The organism is Streptomyces parvulus (genome assembly GCF_014648855.1).
Classification (GTDB): domain Bacteria; phylum Actinomycetota; class Actinomycetes; order Streptomycetales; family Streptomycetaceae; genus Streptomyces; species Streptomyces parvulus.
In genome coordinates this window covers 102,305-122,707 of the sequence record NZ_BMRX01000010.1, presented here as the reverse complement: position 1 = coordinate 122,707, position 20,403 = coordinate 102,305, and the positions used below count along the sequence as shown (strand labels likewise).

Here is a 20,403-nt window from a genome sequence, read left to right as displayed (position 1 = left end):
CTGGTCGTCCTCGTGGGCCCGATGGGCGTGGGCAAGTCCAGCGTCGGACGGCTGCTGGCCGAGCGGCTCGGCGTGGGCTACCGGGACACGGACGAGGACATCGTCGCGGCCGAGGGGCGGACCATCGCCGAGATCTTCGTGGACGAGGGCGAGTCCGCCTTCCGGGAGCTGGAGAAGAACGCCGTGCGCGCGGCGCTCTCCGGGCACGAGGGAGTCCTCGCACTCGGCGGCGGCGCGGTCCTGGACGCCGGCACGCGCGCGCTGCTCGCCGCCGGGCAGCGGGTCGTCTACCTCTCGATGGACGTCGAGGAGGCCGTCAGGCGCACCGGTCTGAACGCGGCGCGCCCGCTGCTGGCGGTCAACCCGCGCAAGCAGTGGCGCGAACTGATGGAGGCCCGCCGGCACCTGTACGAGGAGGCGGCCACGGTCGTCGTGGCCACCGACGGCCGCACGCCCGAAGAAGTCACCCAAGCCGCTCTGGACGCACTGGAGTTGAAGGAAGCATGACCGAGGCAGTCACCCGGATCCGGATCGAGGGCACCGCCGGGTCGGACCCCTACGAGGTGCTGGTGGGACGTCAGCTCCTCGGCGAGCTGGGCGGCCTGATCGGCGACCGCGCCAAGCGGGTCGCGGTGATCCACCCCGAGGCGCTCACCGAGACCGGTGACGCCCTGCGCGCCGACCTCGCCGACCAGGGCTACGAGGCGATCGCCATCCAGGTGCCCAACGCCGAGGAGGCCAAGACCGCCGAGGTCGCAGCCTACTGCTGGAAGGCGCTCGGCCAGTCCGGCTTCACCCGCACCGACGTCATCATCGGCGTCGGCGGGGGCGCCAGCACCGACCTCGCCGGGTTCGTGGCCGCGACCTGGCTGCGCGGGGTGCGCTGGATCGCCGTCCCCACCACCGTGCTGGCCATGGTGGACGCGGCCGTCGGAGGCAAGACCGGCATCAACACCGCCGAGGGCAAGAACCTCGTCGGCTCCTTCCACCCGCCGGCCGGCGTCCTGTGCGACCTGGCCGCCCTGGACTCGCTGCCGGTCAACGACTACGTCTCCGGTCTTGCCGAGGTCATCAAGGCCGGTTTCATCTCCGACCCGGTCATCCTGGACCTGATCGAGTCCGACCCGCAGGCCGCGCGCACCCCGGCCGGACCGCACACCGCGGAGCTGATCGTGCGGTCCATCAAGGTCAAGGCGGAGGTCGTCTCCTCCGACCTGAAGGAGGCCGGGCTCCGCGAGATCCTCAACTACGGCCACACCCTCGGCCACGCCATCGAGAAGAACGAGCGCTACAAGTGGCGGCACGGCGCCGCCGTCTCCGTCGGCATGCACTTCGCCGCCGAACTGGGCCGCCTCGCGGGCCGCCTGGACGACGCCACCGCCGACCGGCACCGCACCATCCTGGAAGCGGTCGGCCTGCCCCTGCACTACCGCCACGACCAGTGGCCCAAGCTCGTCGAGAACATGAAGGTCGACAAGAAGTCCCGCGGCGACCTGCTGCGCTTCATCGTCCTGGACGGCCTGGCCAAGCCCACCGTGCTGGAGGGTCCGGACCCCGCCGTCCTCCTCGCCGCCTACGGCGAGGTGGGCGAGTAGTACCGCCGTGCACCTTCCGCCCGATTCGCCTCGCGCGACGGGCACTTGGTGCCGCCCCCGGTCGTTCACCAAAGGACGGCCGGGGGCGGTACCGTTCGGTAGCACGCGGGGCCCCCGTCCCGCCGTCAGCGCTCATCACCTGTACGAGACGGAGTGGCACCGGATGCAGCACCCCGTGGGTTCTCCGCTGCCGCCGCCCCACCAGCCGGGGCACGGACCGGCCGCCGGCTGGTCCCCGGCCGCACACCACCCGGGCCCGCAGCAGGGTCCCGCCGCCCCCCTGCCGCCTCACCCGGCGCCCGACTACCCGACGCGGGCTCCAGTCCCGCCGGCCCCGCCCCGGGCCGCGCCACCCCAGCCGGCGCCCGGCCCGGCACCGGGCGCGCACCAGCCGCCCCCCGCCCCGCACGTGCCGGACACCACCGGTCACGTACGGCTGCCGCCCGGCGCTCCCGTGGCGGTGCCCAGCGTGCCGCCCGCCATGGCCGCCGCGCCCGACGCCACCACGACCACGCTGGCGGTGCTGCTCATCGGCCCGGCCGGCGCCGGCAAGACCAGCGTCGCCAAGTACTGGGCCGACCACCGCCGGGTCCCCACCGCCCACATCAGCCTCGACGACGTGCGCGAGTGGGTCCGCTCCGGCTTCGCCGACCCCCAGACCGGGTGGAACGAGCACTCCGAGGCGCAGTACCGCCTGGCCCGGCGCACCTGCGGATTCTCCGCGCGCAACTTCCTCGCCAACGGCATCTCCTGCATCCTCGACGACGCGGTCTTCCCGGACCGGCCCGTCGTCGGCCTCGGCGGCTGGAAGCGGCACGTCGGACCGGGCCTCCTCCCGGTCGTCCTGCTGCCCGGCCTGGACGTCGTCCTGGAGCGCAACGCCGAACGCAGCGGCAACAGGCGCCTCACCGACGAGGAGGTCGCCCGCATCCACGGCCGCATGGCCGGCTGGTACGGCTCGGGCCTCCCCATCATCGACAACTCCCAGCTGGACGTCCCGGAGACCGCCCAGCTCCTGAACGAGGTCCTGTCCCGCTCGATAGCGAGCCCGCCCACCTGGTAGCCGCCGCGTCCCGAAGAGGCGCGGGGAACCGCGCGAGAAGCCCCACCGGCCCGCGGCCGCCCCACGACGGCACGCCCGCCCCGGTAAGCGCACCAAGGGCGCGCCCCCGCACCTCCCCACTCGGCCTCTCCCAGGCGGCGCCCCCGCAGCGGAGCCCATACGCTCGGCTCATGTCAGAGGTGTACGAGGCCCGCCGGACGCGCCTACGGGAACGCTGCAACGCGGGCGGCAGCGCGGCGGCGCTCGTCTCCCGGCCCGCCAACGTGCGCTATCTCGCGGGCGCCGCCCCGCAGGGCGCCGTGCTGCTCCTCGGCAAGACCGAGGACCTGCTGGTCTGCTCCGGACCGCCGGACGACCGGCCGGCCCAGGGCAGGCCCGACGAGTCGCTGCCGGTGCGTGCGCTGCCCGGCCCGGGCGGCGACCCCGCCGCCGCCGCGGCCGGCTTCGCCGCGACCCAGGGCGCCGAGTCCCTGGCCACCGAGGACCACCACCTCACCGTCGTCCGCCATCGCGCCATGCGCTCCGTCGCCCCGGGCCTGCGCCTGACCGACCTGGGGCAGGCCGTCGAGCAGCTGCGGGTGGTCAAGGACGAGGAGGAGATCTCCTGCCTGCGGATCGGCGCGGAGATCGCCGACCAGGCCCTCGGCGAGCTCCTGGAGTCCATCCTGGTGGGCCGCACCGAACGGCACCTCGCCCTGGAGCTGGAGCGCCGCCTGGTCGACCACGGCGCCGACGGGCCCGCCTTCCCCACCTCCGTGGGCACCGGCCCGAACTCCGGGCGCCGCGGGCACCGGCCCACCGACCGGCGCGTGGAGGAGGGCGACTTCCTCTCGGTCTGCCTCGGCGCGACCTACCGCGGCTACCGCTGCGAGATCGGGCGCACGTTCGTCATCGGAACCTCGCCGGCCGACTGGCAGATCGACCTGTACGACCTCGTCTTCTCCGCCCAGCGGTCCGGCAGGGAGGCCCTCGCACCCGGCGCCGCCTGCCGCGATGTGGACCGCGCGGCCCGTCAGGCACTGGACTGCGCGGGGTACGCCGAGCACCTTCCGGCACTCACCGGCCACGGTGTCGGACTCGAAATCGACGAGGACCCGCAGTTGGCCCCGACGGCCATGGGTAAACTGGACGCTTGTGTGCCGGTCACCGTCGAACCGGGGGTCCACCTCCCGGGCCGGGGCGGGGTCCGGATCGATGACACGCTCGTCGTGCGCCCCGAGGCGGACGGCGGACCCGAGCTACTCACCATCACGACCAAGGAGCTGCTCGCGCTCTAGCCTCGCGCTGTGCGTACGCTCCCGGGTCGTCCACGTCAGTCCAGTCCAGGAGATTCCGCAACCGTGGCTTCCACGAACGACCTCAAGAACGGCATGGTGCTCAAGCTCGAAGGCGGCCAGCTCTGGTCCGTCGTCGAGTTCCAGCACGTCAAGCCCGGCAAGGGCCCGGCCTTCGTGCGCACCAAGCTCAAGAACGTGCTTTCCGGCAAGGTGGTCGACAAGACCTTCAACGCCGGCGTCAAGGTCGAGACGGCCACTGTCGACAAGCGTGACATGCAGTTCTCGTACATGGACGGCGAGTACTTCGTCTTCATGGACATGGAGACCTACGACCAGCTGCACGTCGACCGCAAGGCCGTCGGCGACGCCGCCAACTTCCTGGTGGAGGGCTTCACCGCCACCGTCGCGCAGCACGAGGGCGAGGTGCTCTTCGTCGAGCTGCCCGCCGCCGTCGAGCTGACCATCCAGGAGACCGAGCCGGGCGTCCAGGGCGACCGCTCCACCGGCGGCACCAAGCCGGCCATCCTGGAGACCGGTCACCAGATCAACGTCCCGCTCTTCATCACCACCGGTGAGAAGATCAAGGTCGACACCCGTTCCAGCGACTACCTCGGCCGGGTGAACAGCTAACCGTGGCTGCCCGCAACACGGCCCGCAAGCGCGCGTTCCAGATCCTCTTCGAGGGCGATCAGCGCGGTGCCGACGTCCTGACGGTGCTCGCCGACTGGGTCCGGCACTCCCGGTCCGACACCCGGCAGCCGCCGGTGAGCGAGTACACGATGGAGCTGGTGGAGGGCTACGCCGCCCACGCCACGCGCATCGACGAGCTGATCGCGCAGTACGCGGTCGACTGGACGCTCGACCGGATGCCGGTCGTCGACCGCAACATCCTGCGTCTGGGCGCGTACGAGCTGGTCTGGGTCGACGCGACCCCGGACGCGGTCGTCCTGGACGAGATGGTGCAGCTGGCGAAGGAGTTCTCCACGGACGACTCGCCCGCGTTCGTCAACGGCCTGCTCGGCCGGCTGAAGGACCTGAAGCCCTCGCTGCGTCGTGACTCCGCAGGTGGCGCGTAGGACGCGGCGCCGCAGGGGTGCGCCGGGAGGGGCGGCCGCGGGTGGTCCGTGGCCGGCCGCGCCCACGCGGCGGCAGCCGCAGGGTCGACACCGCCCCGCGCCCCCGGGCGTGCTGACCTTCCGGATGTGACAAAGCCGCCGGGGTGGCCGGAACCACATGGTTCCGGCCACCCCGGCGGCACGTTTCTGCTGAGGCCCTGGCGGCTCAGAGCTCGTCGTGGGACGCCACCGCGCGACGCGCGTCCGCGTCCAGGACGCCCCAGCTGATGAGCTGCTCGGTCAGGACCGAGGGCGACTGGTCGTAGATGACGGCGAGTGTGCGCAGGTCGTCCTGGCGGATCGAGAGCACCTTGCCGTTGTAGTCGCCGCGCTGCGACTGGATCGTGGCCGCGTACCGCTGCAGCGGGCCCGCCTTCTCGGCCGGCACGGTGGCCAGCCGCTCCAGGTCCAGGACCAGCTTCGGCGGCGGCTCGGCGGCACCGCCCGGGGTGGTGCCCGGCAGCAGCTCCTGCACGGGGACGCCGTAGAAGTCCGCCAGCTCGGCGAGGCGCTGCACGGTCACGGGGCGGTCGCCGCGCTCGTACGAACCGACCACGACGGCCTTCCAGCGGCCCTGGGACTTCTCCTCGACACCGTGGAGGGAAAGGCCCTGCTGGGTGCGGATGGCCCGGAGCTTGGCCCCGAGCTGTTTGGCGTATTCGCTGGACATATGGCTCCCCGGACAAGGTGTCGACGCGGCAGGCTCTGAATGTCGGCCGCGCGGCTGGTAACTCACTGTGAGGTTACGCAGCGTTACTCTCCTGCGTCAAGCCGAATGGGCCGCACCGACGCTTCCGTGGTATCCGCCTTCCACTGCTCCGAGCGGGTGACGCGGGTGCGGCAGAAGGGTGACAGGGGGCTCCGGGGGTGCCGTCGGCGCCGTCCCCTGTGCCTGCTACGGTAGGTGGCGCATATCCGACGTCCTTTAAGATCCGTCCCGTGAGGCGGAGAAGGGGGTCCGTTTCCCATGGACAAGCAGGACACTCGCCAGGACGCACGACCCGTCCTGGAGGGACCCGACATCGCCCGGGTCCTGACCCGCATCGCCCACGAGATCGTCGAGCGCGCCAAGGGCGCCGACGACGTGGTGCTCCTCGGCATCCCGACCAGAGGCGTCTTCCTCGCCCGGCGGCTCGCCGACAAGCTGGAGCAGATCACCGAACGCAAGATGCCGGTCGGCTCGCTCGACATCACCATGTACCGCGACGACCTGCGCATGCACCCGCCGCGCGCCCTGGCCCGCACCGAGATCCCCGGTGACGGCATCGACGGCCGCCTCGTCGTCCTGGTCGACGACGTGCTCTTCTCCGGCCGCACCATCCGGGCCGCCCTCGACGCGCTGGGCGACATCGGCCGCCCGCGCGCGGTGCAGCTCGCGGTCCTCGTCGACCGGGGGCACCGCGAACTGCCCATCCGCGCCGACTACGTCGGCAAGAACCTCCCGACGTCGCTGCGGGAGACGGTCAAGGTCCAGCTCGCCGAGGAGGACGGTCGCGACACCGTGCTGCTCGGTGCCAAGCCGGCCGCACCGGGCGCCCACCCCTAGCGCCGCGCGTACGCGCCCACCCGTGCCGTACGCCCCTCAGGCGCGCCCCCGCGCGTGCCGGGCCGCCCGAATTATCCCGCTCTTCCGCTTGACTCGCCCTACGGAGCCTGACAGATGCAGCGTCATCTCATCTCGGCCGCCGACCTCACCCGCGACGACGCCGTCCTGATCCTCGACACCGCCGAGGAGATGGCCCGGGTCGCGGACCGGCCGATCAAGAAACTGCCCACCCTGCGCGGCCGGACCGTCGTCAACCTCTTCTTCGAGGACTCCACCCGGACCCGGATCTCCTTCGAGGCCGCCGAGAAGCGCCTGTCCGCGGACGTCATCAACTTCACCGCCAAGGGCTCCAGCGTCTCCAAGGGCGAGTCCCTCAAGGACACCGCGCAGACCCTGGAGGCCATGGGCGTCGACGCGGTCGTCATCCGGCACGGCGCCTCCGGCGCCCCCTACCGGCTGGCCACCTCCGGCTGGATCGACGCCGCCGTGGTCAACGCCGGCGACGGCACCCACCAGCACCCCACCCAGGCCCTCCTCGACGCCTTCACGATGCGCCGCCGACTGGTCGGCCGCGACGCCGGGCTCGGCAAGGACCTGGACGGACGCCGGATCACCCTGGTCGGCGACATCCTGCACAGCAGGGTCGCCCGCTCCAACGTCGACCTGCTGCACACCCTCGGCGCCGAGGTCACCCTCGTCGCCCCGCCGACCCTGCTGCCGGTCGGCGTCGAGACCTGGCCCTGCGAGGTCTCCTACGACCTCGACTCGACGCTCCCCAAGTCCGACGCCGTGATGCTGCTGCGCGTGCAGCGCGAGCGCATGAACGCCGCCTTCTTCCCGACCGAGCGCGAGTACTCCCGCCGCTACGGCCTCGACGGCGAGCGCATGGCGAAGATGCCCGACCACGCCATCGTGATGCACCCAGGCCCGATGGTCCGCGGCATGGAGATCACCGCCGAGGTCGCCGACTCCGACCGCTGCACCGCCGTCGAGCAGGTCACCAACGGCGTCTCCATCCGGATGGCCGTCCTGTACCTGCTCCTCGGCGGCAACGAGCCCGCCGTGACCCACGCCCGCACCAGCGAGGAGAAGTAAGAAGCATGAGCAAGATCCTGATCCGCGGTGCGAAGGTGCTCGGCGGCGAGCCGCAGGACGTGCTGATCGACGGCGCGACGATCGCCGAGGTCGGTACCGGCCTGTCCGCCGACGGCGCCGAGGTCGTCGAGGCGGGCGGCAAGGTGCTGCTGCCGGGCCTGGTCGACCTCCACACCCACCTGCGCGAACCCGGCCGCGAGGACTCCGAGACCGTCCTCACCGGCACCCGCGCGGCGGCGAGCGGCGGCTACACCAACGTCTTCGCCATGGCCAACACCTTCCCCGTCGCCGACACGGCCGGCGTCGTCGAGCAGGTCTGGCGCCTCGGCCGCGAGTCCGGCTACTGCGACGTGCAGCCCATCGGCGCCGTCACCGTCGGCCTGGAGGGCGCCAAGCTCGCCGAGCTGGGCGCCATGCACGAGTCCGCGGCCGGCGTCACCGTCTTCTCCGACGACGGCAAGTGCGTCCACGACGCCGTGATCATGCGCCGCGCCCTGGAGTACGTGAAGGCCTTCGACGGCGTCGTCGCCCAGCACGCCCAGGAGCCCCGGCTCACCGAGGGCGCCCAGATGAACGAGGGCGTCGTCTCCGCCGAGCTGGGCCTCGGCGGCTGGCCCGCGGTCGCCGAGGAGTCGGTCATCGCTCGGGACGTGCTGCTCGCCGAGCACGTCGGCTCCCGCGTCCACATCTGCCACCTGTCGACCGCCGGGTCCGTCGAGATCGTCCGCTGGGCCAAGTCCCGCGGCATCGACGTCACCGCCGAGGTCACCCCGCACCACCTGCTCCTCACCGACGAGCTGGTCCGGTCGTACAACCCGGTCTACAAGGTCAACCCGCCGCTGCGCACCGAGCGTGACGTCCTGGCGCTGCGCGAGGCGCTCGCGGACGGCACCATCGACATCGTCGCCACCGACCACGCCCCGCACCCGCACGAGGACAAGGACTGCGAGTGGGCCGCGGCCGCCATGGGCATGGTGGGCCTGGAGACCGCGCTGTCGGTGGTCCAGGAGACCATGGTGGAAACGGGCCTGCTGGACTGGGCCGGCGTCGCCGACCGGATGTCCGTCAAGCCCGCGCGGATCGGACAGGCCACCGGACACGGCCGTCCCGTCTCGGCTGGTGAGCCCGCCAACCTCACCCTCGTCGACACGGAATACCGTGGCCGGGTGGACCCCGCGGGCTTCGCCTCGCGCAGCCGCAACACCCCCTACGAGGGGCGCGAGCTGCCGGGCCGTGTGACGCACACGTGGCTGCGGGGCAAGGCCACGCTCGTCGACGGGAAGCTCACGTGACACCTGTAATCCTGCTGGCCGCCGGTAAGGAATCGGCGGAAGTGACCGACTGGGCCGCCCGGATCGGCTGGGTCGTCGGCCTCGGACTGTTCGTCGCGCTCGTCTACTGGCTGATGCGCGAGGGCTGGAAGTGGCGCGGCACCCTCCAGGGCGACCTGCCCGAGCTGCCCAGCGCGCCCGACGACCCCGGTCCGGCGAGACTGGTCCTGAGCGGCCGCTACCACGGCTCCACCACCGCCGGGCAGTGGCTGGACCGCATCGTGGCCCACGGCCTGGGCACCCGCAGCCGGGTCGAGCTCACCCTGACGGACGCGGGACTGGACGTCGTACGCCCCGGCGCGGCCGACTTCTTCGTCCCCGTCGCCGCACTGCGCGAGGCCCGCCTCGACAAGGGCATCGCCGGCAAGGTCCTCACCGAGGGCGGCCTGCTCGTCGTCACCTGGGCCCACGGCGACAAGCTGATCGACTCGGGCTTCCGCTCCGACCACGCGGCCGAGCACAACGAGTGGGTCGCGACCCTGAACGACATGATCAACAAGACGGAAACGGAAGGCGCACGATGACGACCTCCACCAGGGGAGTCGACAGGACTCCCGCAGTACTCGTCCTGGAGGACGGCCGCACCTTCCGCGGCCGCGCCTACGGGGCCGTGGGGGCCACCTTCGGCGAAGCCGTGTTCTCCACCGGCATGACCGGCTACCAGGAGACCCTCACCGACCCGTCGTACCACCGCCAGGTCGTCGTCATGACCGCCCCGCACGTCGGGAACACCGGGGTCAACGACGAGGACATGGAGTCGAAGAAGATCTGGGTCTCCGGCTACGTCGTCCGCGACCCCGCGCGCGTGCCGTCGAACTGGCGCTCCACCCGCTCCCTCGACGACGAGCTGGCCGCCCAGGGCGTCGTCGGCATCTCCGGCATCGACACCCGCGCCCTCACCCGCCACCTGCGCGAACGCGGCGCCATGCGGGTCGGCATCTTCTCCGGCCACGCGCTGCCCGACGAGGGCACCATGCTCGCCGAGGTCCGCCAGGCCCCCGAGATGAGCGGCGCCGACCTCTCCGCGGAGGTCGCCACCACCGAGACGTACGTCGTCCCGGCGATCGGCGAGAAGAAGTACACCGTCGCCGCCGTCGACCTCGGCATCAAGGGCATGACCCCGCACCGCATGGCCGAGCGCGGCATCGAGGTGCACGTGCTGCCCGCCACGGCCACCGTCGAGGACGTCTACGCCGTCGAGCCGGACGGCGTGTTCTTCTCCAACGGCCCGGGCGACCCGTCCACCGCCGACCACCCGGTCGCCGTGATGCGGGGCGTCCTGGAGCGCGGCACGCCGCTCTTCGGCATCTGCTTCGGCAACCAGATCCTGGGCCGCGCGCTCGGCTTCGGCACCTTCAAGCTGAAGTACGGCCACCGCGGCATCAACCAGCCGGTGCAGGACCGCACGACCGGCAAGGTCGAGGTCACCGCCCACAACCACGGCTTCGCCGTGGACGCCCCGCTCGAGCGGGTCTCCGACACCCCCTACGGCCGCGCCGAGGTCTCCCACGTCTGCCTCAACGACAACGTGGTGGAGGGACTCCAGCTCCTCGACCGGCCGGCCTTCAGCGTCCAGTACCACCCCGAAGCGGCAGCCGGCCCGCACGACGCCGCCTACCTGTTCGACCGCTTCGTGAAGCTCATGGAGGGCCAGCGTGCCTAAGCGCACCGATATCCAGTCCGTCCTGGTCATCGGCTCCGGCCCGATCGTCATCGGCCAGGCCGCCGAGTTCGACTACTCCGGCACCCAGGCGTGCCGCGTGCTCAAGGCCGAGGGCCTGCGCGTCATCCTGGTGAACTCCAACCCCGCGACGATCATGACCGACCCGGAGATCGCCGACGCGACCTACGTCGAGCCGATCACCCCCGAGTTCGTCGAGAAGATCATCGCCAAGGAGCGCCCCGACGCGCTCCTGCCGACGCTCGGCGGCCAGACCGCCCTCAACACCGCGATCTCCATGCACGACCAGGGCGTGCTGGAGAAGTACGGCGTCGAGCTGATCGGCGCCAACGTCGAGGCGATCAACAAGGGCGAGGACCGCGACCTCTTCAAGGGCGTCGTCGAGGAGGTCCGCAAGAAGATCGGGCACGGCGAGTCCGCCCGCTCCTACATCTGCCACTCCATGGACGACGTCCTCAAGGGCGTCGACGCGCTCGGCGGCTACCCGGTCGTCGTCCGCCCCTCCTTCACCATGGGCGGCGCCGGCTCCGGCTTCGCCCACGACGAGGAGGAGCTGCGCCGCATCGCCGGACAGGGCCTCACCCTCTCGCCGACCACAGAGGTGCTCCTGGAGGAGTCCATCCTCGGCTGGAAGGAGTACGAGCTGGAGCTGATGCGCGACAAGCACGACAACGTCGTGGTGGTCTGCTCCATCGAGAACTTCGACCCCATGGGCGTGCACACCGGCGACTCCATCACCGTCGCCCCCGCGATGACGCTGACCGACCGCGAGTACCAGGTGCTGCGCGACGTCGGCATCGCGATCATCCGCGAGGTCGGCGTGGACACCGGCGGCTGCAACATCCAGTTCGCGGTGAACCCCGAGGACGGTCGCGTGATCGTCATCGAGATGAACCCGCGCGTGTCGCGCTCCTCGGCGCTCGCCTCCAAGGCGACCGGCTTCCCGATCGCCAAGATCGCCGCCAAGCTGGCCGTCGGCTACACGCTGGACGAGATCCCGAACGACATCACGCAGGAGACCCCGGCCTCCTTCGAGCCGACCCTCGACTACGTGGTCGTCAAGGCCCCGCGCTTCGCCTTCGAGAAGTTCCCGCAGGCCGACTCCACCCTCACCACCACCATGAAGTCGGTCGGCGAGGCCATGGCCATCGGCCGCAACTTCACCGAGGCCTTCCAGAAGGCGCTGCGCTCGCTGGAGAAGAAGGGCAGCCAGTTCACCTTCGTCGGCGAGCCGGGCGACAAGGCCGAGCTGCTGCGCGAGGCCGTCCGGCCCACCGACGGCCGCATCAACCTGGTCATGCAGGCCATCCGGGCGGGCGCCACGCCCGAGGAGGTCTTCGCGTACACGAAGATCGACCCCTGGTTCGTCGACCAGCTCTTCCTGATCAAAGAAATCGCCGACGAACTGGCCGCGGCGCCCGAGCTGACCGCCGACCTGCTCGCCGAGGCCAAGCGGCACGGTTTCTCCGACCAGCAGGTCGGCGAGATCCGCGGTCTGCGCGAGGACGTCGTCCGCGAGGTGCGGCACGCGCTCGGCATCCGCCCGGTCTACAAGACGGTCGACACCTGCGCCGCCGAGTTCGCCGCGAGGACGCCGTACTTCTACTCCTCCTACGACGAGGAGACCGAGGTCGCGCCCCGCGAGAAGCCGGCCGTCATCATCCTGGGCTCGGGTCCGAACCGCATCGGCCAGGGCATCGAGTTCGACTACTCCTGCGTCCACGCCTCCTTCGCCCTCAGCGACGCCGGGTACGAGACCGTGATGGTCAACTGCAACCCGGAGACCGTCTCCACCGACTACGACACCTCCGACCGGCTGTACTTCGAGCCGCTCACCCTGGAGGACGTCCTGGAGATCGTCCACGCGGAGCAGCAGGCCGGCCCGGTCGCCGGTGTCGTCGTCCAGCTCGGCGGCCAGACCCCGCTGGGCCTGTCCCAGGCGCTCAAGGACAACGGCGTGCCGGTCGTCGGCACCTCGCCCGAGGCCATCCACGCCGCCGAGGACCGCGGCGCCTTCGGCCGGGTCCTGGCCGAGGCCGGCCTGCCCGCCCCCAAGCACGGCACCGCCACCACCTTCGCCGAGGCCAAGGGCATCGCCGACGAGATCGGCTACCCGGTCCTGGTGCGGCCCTCCTACGTCCTCGGCGGACGCGGCATGGAGATCGTCTACGACGAGACCCGCCTGGAGGCGTACATCGCCGAGTCGACCGAGATCAGCCCCTCCCGGCCGGTCCTGGTCGACCGCTTCCTGGACGACGCGATCGAGATCGACGTCGACGCGCTGTACGACGGCGAGGAGCTGTACCTCGGCGGCGTCATGGAGCACATCGAGGAGGCCGGCATCCACTCCGGCGACTCGGCGTGCGCCCTGCCCCCGATCACGCTCGGCGGCTTCGACATCAAGCGGCTGCGCGCCTCCACGGAGGGCATCGCCAAGGGCGTCGGCGTGCGCGGCCTGATCAACATCCAGTTCGCGCTGGCCGGGGACATCCTGTACGTCCTGGAGGCCAACCCGCGCGCGTCCCGCACCGTGCCCTTCACCTCGAAGGCGACGGCGGTGCCGCTGGCCAAGGCCGCCGCCCGCATCTCGCTGGGCGCGACCATCGCCGAGCTGCGCGCCGAGGGGCTGCTCCCGGCCACCGGCGACGGCGGCGAGCTGCCGCTGGACGCGCCGATCTCCGTCAAGGAGGCCGTGATGCCGTGGTCCCGCTTCCGGGACATCCACGGCCGCGGCGTCGACACGGTGCTCGGCCCGGAGATGCGCTCCACCGGCGAGGTCATGGGCATCGACTCGGTCTTCGGCACCGCCTACGCCAAGTCGCAGGCCGGCGCCTACGGCCCGCTGCCCACCAAGGGCCGCGCGTTCATCTCGGTCGCCAACCGCGACAAGCGCTCGATGATCTTCCCGGCCCGCGAGCTGGTCGCCCACGGCTTCGAGCTGATGGCCACCTCCGGCACCGCCGAGGTCCTCAAGCGCAACGGCATCAACGCCACCGTGGTCCGCAAGCAGTCCGAGGGCCCCGGCCCCAACGGCGAGAAGACCATCGTCCAGCTCATCCACGACGGCGGGGTCGACCTCATCGTCAACACCCCGTACGGCACCGGTGGCCGCCTCGACGGCTACGACATCCGCACGGCGGCCGTGGCCCGCTCCGTGCCCTGCCTGACCACCGTCCAGGCACTGGCGGCCGCGGTCCAGGGCATCGACGCCCTCAACCACGGCGACGTGGGAGTGCGCTCGCTCCAGGAACACGCGGAATTCCTGACCGCCGCCCGCGACTAGCAGCCCCGAGGGGGACACCGGAAACGGTGTCCCCCTCTTCACGAGGACACCATGTACAAGACCTTCTTCTCCCTCGTCTTCAAGCGGATGGACCCGGAGGGGGCGCACCACCTGGCCTTCCGCTGGATCCGCCTGGCCGTGCGCGTGCCCGTCCTGCGCACCTTCGCGGCGGCCGTGCTGGCGCCGCGCCACAAGGAGCTGCGCACCGAGGCCCTGGGCCTGCGCATGCACGGGCCCTTCGGGCTCGCGGCCGGCTTCGACAAGAACGCCGTCGCCGTCGACGGCATGGCGATGCTCGGCTTCGACCACGTCGAGATCGGCACGGTCACCGGCGAGCCCCAGCCCGGAAACCCCAGAAAGCGGCTGTTCCGGCTGGTGGACGACCGGGCGCTGATCAACCGCATGGGCTTCAACAACGACGGCTCGCTGGCCGTGGCCGCCCGCCTGGCCTCCCGCACGCCCGTCTTCCGGACCGTCGTGGGCGTCAACATCGGCAAGACCAAGGCCGTCCCGGAGGAGGAGGCGGTCGGCGACTACGTGAAGTCCGCCGAGCGGCTCGCCCCGCACGCCGACTACCTCGTCGTCAACGTCTCCTCCCCGAACACGCCCGGCCTGCGCAACCTCCAGGCAACCGAGGCGCTGCGGCCGCTCCTGACGGCGGTCCGCGAGGCGGCCGACCGCGCGGTCACCGCCCGGCGCGTCCCCCTCCTGGTCAAGATCGCGCCGGACCTCGCCGACGAGGACGTCGACGCGGTCGCCGACCTGGCCGTGGAGCTGGGCCTGGACGGGATCATCGCGACCAACACCACCATCGCGCGCGAGGGCCTGGGCCTCACGTCCTCGCCCGTCCTCGTGCGGGAGACCGGCGGCCTGTCCGGCGCGCCCCTCAAGGAGCGCTCCCTGGAGGTCCTGCGCCGCCTGTACGCGCGCGTGGGCGACCGGATCACCCTGGTGGGCGTCGGCGGCGTGGAGAACGCCGAGGACGCCTGGCAGCGCATCCTGGCCGGGGCCACGCTGGTCCAGGGCTACAGCGCGTTCATCTACGAGGGCCCCTTCTGGGGCCGAGCCATCCACAAGGGCCTCGCCGCCCGGCTGCGGCAGAGCCCCTACGCCACCCTCGCCGACGCCGTCGGCGCCGACGTGAGGACGCACGCATGACGGTACTCGAGCCCTTCGGCGCCCGGCTGCGCCGCGCGATGGACGAGCGCGGCCCGCTGTGCGTCGGCATCGACCCGCACGCCTCGCTCCTCGCCGAGTGGGGACTCGCCGACGACGTGAGCGGCCTGGAGCGGTTCAGCCGCACCGTCGTCGAGGCGGTGGCCGACCGGGTGGCCGTGCTCAAGCCGCAGAGCGCCTTCTTCGAGCGCTTCGGCTCGCGCGGCGTCGCCGTCCTGGAGAAGTCGGTGGCCGAGGCGCGGGCGGCCGGCGCGCTGGTCGTCATGGACGCCAAGCGCGGCGACATCGGCTCGACCATGGCGGCCTACGCGGAGTCGTTCCTGCACAAGGACGCGCCGCTGTTCTCGGACGCGCTCACGGTCTCGCCCTACCTCGGCTACGGATCCCTGAAGCCGGCCGTCGACCTGGCGCGCGAGAGCGGCGCGGGCCTCTTCGTGCTGGCGCTGACCTCCAACCCGGAGGGCGGCGAGGTCCAGCACGCGGTGCGGTCGGACGGGCGGAGCGTGGGGGCGACGATGCTGGCGCACCTGGCCGCCGAGAACGCGGGGGAGGAGCCGCTCGGCTCCTTCGGCGCGGTGGTCGGCGCCACCCTCGGCGACCTGTCGTCGTACGACCTGGAGGTCAACGGCCCGCTCCTGGCGCCCGGCATCGGGGCCCAGGGGGCGACGCCCGCGGACCTGCCGCGGGTGTTCGGTGCGGCGGTGGGCAACGTGGTGCCGAATGTCAGCAGGGGTGTGCTTCGTCACGGTCCGGACGCAACCGCGCTGCGCACGGCCGCGGACCGCTTCGCCGACGAGGTCAGGGCCGCTCTGGCGGCGTCCTAGGAGGCCGGGACCTTGGATACATCCTCAAATCCGAGGCATTATGTCCCTAATGTCCGGCCTCACAGAGGCTGACCAGGACTTTTCCGCTGTTCTCGCTGACTCTGGCGGACTTGACCGCTAGTCTCCGTCGAGAGTCGGCGGGCAAGCGTGTTGCTCGTGGCTCCCCAGGTGTGGGGCGACTAGGTTCCTCACCGGTCCGTATCCGACAGTTCGACATCCGAGGTGACGTAGGCGTGGCTCTTCCGCCCCTTACCCCTGAACAGCGCGCAGCCGCGCTCGAAAAGGCCGCCGCGGCTCGCCGGGAGCGGGCCGAGGTCAAGAATCGACTCAAGCACTCCGGCGCCTCCCTCCACGAGGTCATCAAGCAGGGTCAGGAGAACGACGTCATCGGCAAGATGAAGGTCTCCGCCCTCCTGGAGTCCCTGCCGGGCGTGGGCAAGGTCCGCGCCAAGCAGATCATGGAGCGGCTGGGCATCTCCGAGAGCCGCCGCGTGCGCGGGCTCGGGTCCAACCAGATCGCGTCCCTGGAGCGTGAGTTCGGCAGCACCGGCAGCTGAGTCCGGACCACTCCGGGATTGCTGGAATAATCGCTGCATGGCTGCAACAACCCGGGGGACGTCCCCCGTCCCCCCGGACGCACGTCCGCGGCTGACCGTGCTCTCCGGCCCCTCGGGGGTCGGCAAGAGCACGGTCGTCGCCCATATGCGCAAGGAACACCCCGAGGTATGGCTGTCGGTCTCGGCGACGACCCGCCGGCCGCGCCCGGGCGAGCAGCACGGCGTCCACTACTTCTTCGTCTCCGACGAGGAGATGGACAAGCTGATCGCCAACGGCGAGCTGCTGGAGTGGGCCGAGTTCGCCGGCAACCGCTACGGCACGCCCCGCACGGCCGTGCTGGAGCGCCTGGAGGCCGGCGAGCCGGTGCTCCTGGAGATCGACCTGCAGGGCGCGCGGCAGGTCCGCGAGTCCATGCCGGAGGCCCAGCTGGTGTTCCTGGCCCCGCCCTCCTGGGAGGAGCTGGTGCGCCGCCTCACCGGGCGGGGCACCGAGCCGCCGGACGTCATCGAGCGCCGGCTGGACGCGGCCAAGGTCGAGCTGGCGGCCGAGCCGGAGTTCGACCAGACGCTGGTCAACACCTCCGTCGAGGACGTGGCCCGCGAGCTGCTAGCCTTGACGAACGTGGTGTGATCGTTACTGGTCACCCTCACTGAATCTTTCCCATCCATCGGAAGGTAGAGCGTGTCCTCTTCCATCTCCGCGCCCGAGGGCATCATCAACCCGCCGATCGACGAGCTCCTCGAGGCCACGGACTCGAAGTACAGCCTCGTGATCTACGCGGCCAAGCGGGCCCGCCAGATCAACGCGTACTACTCGCAGCTCGGCGAGGGCCTCCTCGAATACGTCGGTCCGCTCGTCGACACCCACGTGCACGAGAAGCCGCTCTCGATCGCCCTGCGCGAGATCAACGCGGGACTGCTGACCTCCGAGGCCATCGAGGGTCCGGCTCAGTAGTACCGACGTCATCGGCGGTAGTATTTTCAGCTCGAAGCTGACTTATCCACAGGCCCGGCAGTCCGACTGTCGGGCCTGTGGTGTGTCATGGGTCGTAAGCGTTATCCGAGTCGGGGAGAGACGGTGGACAAGCCCAAGGTCGTTCTGGGGGTCAGCGGCGGCATCGCCGCCTACAAGGCCTGTGAGCTGCTGCGCAGGTTCACGGAGTCGGGGCACGAGGTCCGGGTCGTCCCCACCGCCTCCGCGCTGCACTTCGTGGGTGCGGCCACCTGGTCCGCCCTGTCCGGGAACCCGGTGTCGACCGAGGTGTGGGACGACGTCCACGAGGTCCCGCACGTGCGCATCGGCCAGCACGCCGACCTGGTCGTCGTCGCGCCCGCCACCGCCGACATGCTCGCCAAGGCGGCCCACGGCCTCGCCGACGACCTCCTCACCAACACGCTCCTGACGGCCCGCTGCCCGGTCGTCTTCGCCCCCGCCATGCACACCGAGATGTGGGAGCACCCGGCCACCCAGGAGAACGTGGCGACGCTGCGCCGGCGCGGTGCCGTCGTCGTCGAACCGGCCGTCGGCCGCCTCACCGGCGTCGACACCGGCAAGGGCCGGCTGCCCGACCCCGGCGAGATCTTCGAGGTCTGCCGCCGGGTCCTCGCCCGGGGCGTGCGGGAGCCGGACCTCGCCGGACGCCACGTCGTGGTCAGCGCCGGCGGCACCCGTGAGCCCCTCGATCCCGTCCGCTTCCTGGGCAACCGCTCCTCCGGCAAGCAGGGGTACGCCCTCGCCCGCACCGCCGCCGCCCGCGGTGCCCGCGTCACCCTGCTCTCGGCGAACCCGTCGCTCCCGGACCCGGCCGGCGTGGACGTGGTCCGGGTCGGCACCGCCGTCGAGCTGCGCGAGGCCGTGCTGCGGGCGGCCGCCGACGCCGACGCCGTCGTCATGGCCGCCGCGGTCGCCGACTTCCGCCCGGCCGCCTACGCCACCGGAAAGATCAAGAAGAAGGACGGCCAGGAACCGGCCCCGATCGCCCTGGTACGCAATCCGGACATCCTCGCCGAGATCTCCGGCAACCGGAGCCGCCCGGAGCAGGTGGTCGTCGGTTTCGCGGCCGAGACCGACGACGTCCTGGCCAACGGCCGGGCGAAGCTGAAGCGCAAGGGGTGCGACCTCCTCGTGGTCAATGAGGTGGGAGAACGCAAGACCTTCGGCGCCGAGGAGAACGAGGCCGTCGTCCTGGCCGCCGACGGCAGCGAGACCCCCGTGCCGTACGGTCCGAAGGAGGACCTGGCCGAAACGGTGTGGGACCTCGTGGCCGCGCGACTCGCCTGAATGAGCCATTCGGCCGGGCGGTCCGCGCGAACCCCGCGCATTCGAGCGTGGCGGCCCTGGCCAAGGCCGCCTCGTTCTGGGCAGAATGCGCGTGCCGCAGGTCACAGCCCTTCCGAGAGCTGAGACGGGTGGGTCCGCGGCCGAGCGTGACCGATAAACTGTTCCTCGGACGTCGCCGGGTGCAGCTCCCCGTGCCGTCCGCCAATGATCAGCCAGCAGCCGCTGCAACCCCAGGGAGCGTTGTGTCCCGTCGCCTGTTCACTTCGGAGTCCGTGACCGAAGGTCACCCCGACAAGATCGCTGACCAGATCAGCGACACGATTCTCGACGCGCTTCTGCGCGAGGACCCGACCTCTCGGGTCGCCGTCGAAACCCTGATCACCACCGGTCTGGTGCACGTGGCCGGTGAGGTCACCACCAAGGCCTACGCGGACATCGCCACCCTCGTCCGCGGCAAGATCCTGGAGATCGGCTACGACTCCTCGAAGAAGGGCTTCGACGGCGCGTCCTGCGGCGTCTCGGTCTCGATCGGCGCCCAGTCCCCGGACATCGCGCAGGGCGTCGACACGGCCTACGAGAACCGGGTCGAGGGCGACGAGGACGAGCTGGACCGGCAGGGCGCCGGCGACCAGGGCCTGATGTTCGGCTACGCGTCCGACGAGACGCCGACCCTCATGCCGCTGCCCGTCTTCCTGGCGCACCGCCTCTCCAAGCGCCTCTCCGAGGTCCGCAAGAACGGGACCATCCCGTACCTGCGCCCCGACGGCAAGACCCAGGTCACCATCGAGTACGACGGCGACAAGGCCGTCCGCCTCGACACGGTCGTCGTCTCCTCGCAGCACGCCAGCGACATCGACCTGGAGTCGCTGCTCGCTCCCGACATCAAGGAATTCGTCGTCGAGCCCGAGCTGAAGGCGCTCCTCGACGACGGCATCAAGCTCGACACGGAGAACTACCGCCTCCTGGTCAACCCGACCGGCCGCTTCGAGATCGGCGGCCCGATGGGCGACGCCGGCCTGACCGGACGCAAGATCATCATCGACACGTACGGCGGCATGGCCCGCCACGGCGGCGGCGCCTTCTCCGGCAAGGACCCGTCCAAGGTCGACCGTTCCGCCGCCTACGCGATGCGCTGGGTCGCGAAGAACGTCGTCGCCGCGGGCCTCGCCGCCCGCTGCGAGGTCCAGGTGGCCTACGCCATCGGCAAGGCCGAGCCGGTCGGCCTCTTCGTGGAGACCTTCGGCACCGCCAAGATCGACCCCGAGAAGATCGAGAAGGCGATCGACGAGGTCTTCGACCTCCGTCCCGCCGCGATCATCCGCGACCTCGACCTGCTCCGCCCGATCTACGCCCAGACCGCGGCCTACGGTCACTTCGGCCGCGAGCTGGCCGACTTCACCTGGGAGCGCACCGACCGCGTGGACGCGCTGCGCAAGGCGGCCGGGCTCTAGACCGCGCCGCCCGCGGTCCGCGCCGCGAGACGCGTCCGCCGCACCTCACGAGGCCCGGTGTCCCCTGACGGGGGCGCCGGGCCCCGGTGCGTTCCGGGGACGCCGCCGGGTGTGGCCGGGACGGCCGG

The 20,403-nt window shown here is 71.5% G+C and carries 20 protein-coding genes; 19 read left to right on the top strand and 1 reads right to left on the bottom strand.

The window, feature by feature from the left end; translation table 11 throughout:
* The first annotated feature begins 21 nt into the window (after positions 1-21).
* The 6 genes from IE108_RS20805 (at position 22) to nusB (ending at position 5,011) form a co-directional block, all read left to right on the top strand.
* The gene (locus IE108_RS20805; protein ID WP_107420382.1) at positions 22-507 is read left to right on the top strand and encodes a shikimate kinase; all 486 of its coding nucleotides are present in this window, start codon (positions 22-24) and stop codon (positions 505-507) included.
* Positions 504-1,595, top strand: coding sequence for a 3-dehydroquinate synthase (gene aroB, locus IE108_RS20800; protein WP_064726908.1), 1,092 nt, complete (start codon positions 504-506; stop codon positions 1,593-1,595). The genes IE108_RS20805 and aroB overlap by 4 nt, the downstream gene beginning before the upstream one ends.
* Positions 1,596-1,758: 163 nt before the next feature.
* Positions 1,759-2,658 carry a Pro-rich N-terminal domain-containing protein gene (locus IE108_RS20795; RefSeq protein WP_064726907.1) on the top strand — a complete coding sequence of 300 codons (900 nt, stop codon included), beginning with the start codon at positions 1,759-1,761 and terminating at the stop codon, positions 2,656-2,658.
* Between the two features lie 170 nt (positions 2,659-2,828).
* On the top strand, positions 2,829-3,935 hold the full coding sequence (locus IE108_RS20790; protein WP_064726906.1) for an aminopeptidase P family protein: 1,107 nt from the start codon (positions 2,829-2,831) through the stop codon (positions 3,933-3,935).
* Positions 3,936-3,998: 63 nt separating this feature from the next.
* Positions 3,999-4,565, top strand: coding sequence for an elongation factor P (efp, locus tag IE108_RS20785; RefSeq protein ID WP_064726905.1), 567 nt, complete (start codon positions 3,999-4,001; stop codon positions 4,563-4,565).
* Between the two features lie 2 nt (positions 4,566-4,567).
* Positions 4,568-5,011, top strand: a complete 444-nt coding sequence (gene nusB / locus IE108_RS20780; protein WP_064726904.1) for a transcription antitermination factor NusB — start codon at positions 4,568-4,570, stop codon at positions 5,009-5,011.
* A 205-nt stretch (positions 5,012-5,216) separates the two neighbouring features.
* Here the strand turns inward: nusB and bldD are convergent, their stop codons facing one another.
* On the bottom strand, positions 5,217-5,720 hold the full coding sequence (gene bldD / locus IE108_RS20775; protein WP_189397724.1) for a transcriptional regulator BldD: 504 nt from the start codon (positions 5,718-5,720) through the stop codon (positions 5,217-5,219).
* Between the two features lie 297 nt (positions 5,721-6,017).
* Between bldD and pyrR the strand changes: the two genes are divergently transcribed.
* The 13 genes from pyrR to metK all read left to right on the top strand — a co-directional run bounded on the left by pyrR (position 6,018) and on the right by metK (position 20,275).
* Positions 6,018-6,596 (top strand): bifunctional pyr operon transcriptional regulator/uracil phosphoribosyltransferase PyrR, encoded by a 579-nt coding sequence (pyrR, locus tag IE108_RS20770; protein ID WP_064726903.1) that lies wholly within the window; start codon positions 6,018-6,020, stop codon positions 6,594-6,596.
* Positions 6,597-6,710: 114 nt separating this feature from the next.
* Positions 6,711-7,691, top strand: a complete 981-nt coding sequence (locus tag IE108_RS20765; RefSeq protein WP_064726902.1) for an aspartate carbamoyltransferase catalytic subunit — start codon at positions 6,711-6,713, stop codon at positions 7,689-7,691.
* A 5-nt stretch (positions 7,692-7,696) separates the two neighbouring features.
* Positions 7,697-8,983 (top strand): dihydroorotase, encoded by a 1,287-nt coding sequence (locus IE108_RS20760; protein WP_064726901.1) that lies wholly within the window; start codon positions 7,697-7,699, stop codon positions 8,981-8,983.
* On the top strand, positions 8,980-9,546 hold the full coding sequence (locus IE108_RS20755) for a PH-like domain-containing protein (RefSeq protein WP_064726900.1): 567 nt from the start codon (positions 8,980-8,982) through the stop codon (positions 9,544-9,546). Before IE108_RS20760 ends, IE108_RS20755 begins: the two co-directional genes overlap by 4 nt.
* Positions 9,543-10,685, top strand: a complete 1,143-nt coding sequence (gene carA / locus IE108_RS20750; RefSeq protein WP_064726899.1) for a glutamine-hydrolyzing carbamoyl-phosphate synthase small subunit — start codon at positions 9,543-9,545, stop codon at positions 10,683-10,685. Before IE108_RS20755 ends, carA begins: the two co-directional genes overlap by 4 nt.
* Complete coding sequence (carB, locus tag IE108_RS20745; RefSeq protein WP_064726898.1) at positions 10,678-13,986, top strand: carbamoyl-phosphate synthase large subunit; 3,309 nt, start codon at positions 10,678-10,680, stop codon at positions 13,984-13,986. Before carA ends, carB begins: the two co-directional genes overlap by 8 nt.
* A 51-nt stretch (positions 13,987-14,037) precedes the next feature.
* Positions 14,038-15,144 carry a quinone-dependent dihydroorotate dehydrogenase gene (locus tag IE108_RS20740; RefSeq protein ID WP_064726897.1) on the top strand — a complete coding sequence of 369 codons (1,107 nt, stop codon included), beginning with the start codon at positions 14,038-14,040 and terminating at the stop codon, positions 15,142-15,144.
* Complete coding sequence (pyrF, locus tag IE108_RS20735) at positions 15,141-15,986, top strand: orotidine-5'-phosphate decarboxylase (RefSeq protein WP_064726896.1); 846 nt, start codon at positions 15,141-15,143, stop codon at positions 15,984-15,986. Before IE108_RS20740 ends, pyrF begins: the two co-directional genes overlap by 4 nt.
* A 233-nt stretch (positions 15,987-16,219) precedes the next feature.
* Positions 16,220-16,543 (top strand): integration host factor, encoded by a 324-nt coding sequence (locus IE108_RS20730; protein WP_003977346.1) that lies wholly within the window; start codon positions 16,220-16,222, stop codon positions 16,541-16,543.
* A 37-nt stretch (positions 16,544-16,580) separates the two neighbouring features.
* Positions 16,581-17,174 carry a guanylate kinase gene (gene gmk / locus IE108_RS20725; RefSeq protein ID WP_064726895.1) on the top strand — a complete coding sequence of 198 codons (594 nt, stop codon included), beginning with the start codon at positions 16,581-16,583 and terminating at the stop codon, positions 17,172-17,174.
* Between the two features lie 51 nt (positions 17,175-17,225).
* Entirely contained in the window at positions 17,226-17,498 is a 273-nt protein-coding gene (gene rpoZ / locus IE108_RS20720) for a DNA-directed RNA polymerase subunit omega (RefSeq protein WP_003977348.1), read from the top strand.
* Positions 17,499-17,621: 123 nt separating this feature from the next.
* Positions 17,622-18,824, top strand: a complete 1,203-nt coding sequence (coaBC, locus tag IE108_RS20715) for a bifunctional phosphopantothenoylcysteine decarboxylase/phosphopantothenate--cysteine ligase CoaBC (protein ID WP_064726894.1) — start codon at positions 17,622-17,624, stop codon at positions 18,822-18,824.
* Positions 18,825-19,066: 242 nt separating this feature from the next.
* A complete protein-coding gene (gene metK / locus IE108_RS20710) occupies positions 19,067-20,275 on the top strand; it encodes a methionine adenosyltransferase (RefSeq protein WP_064726893.1) in 1,209 nt (402 codons plus the stop codon).
* Positions 20,276-20,403: the final 128 nt, after the last annotated feature.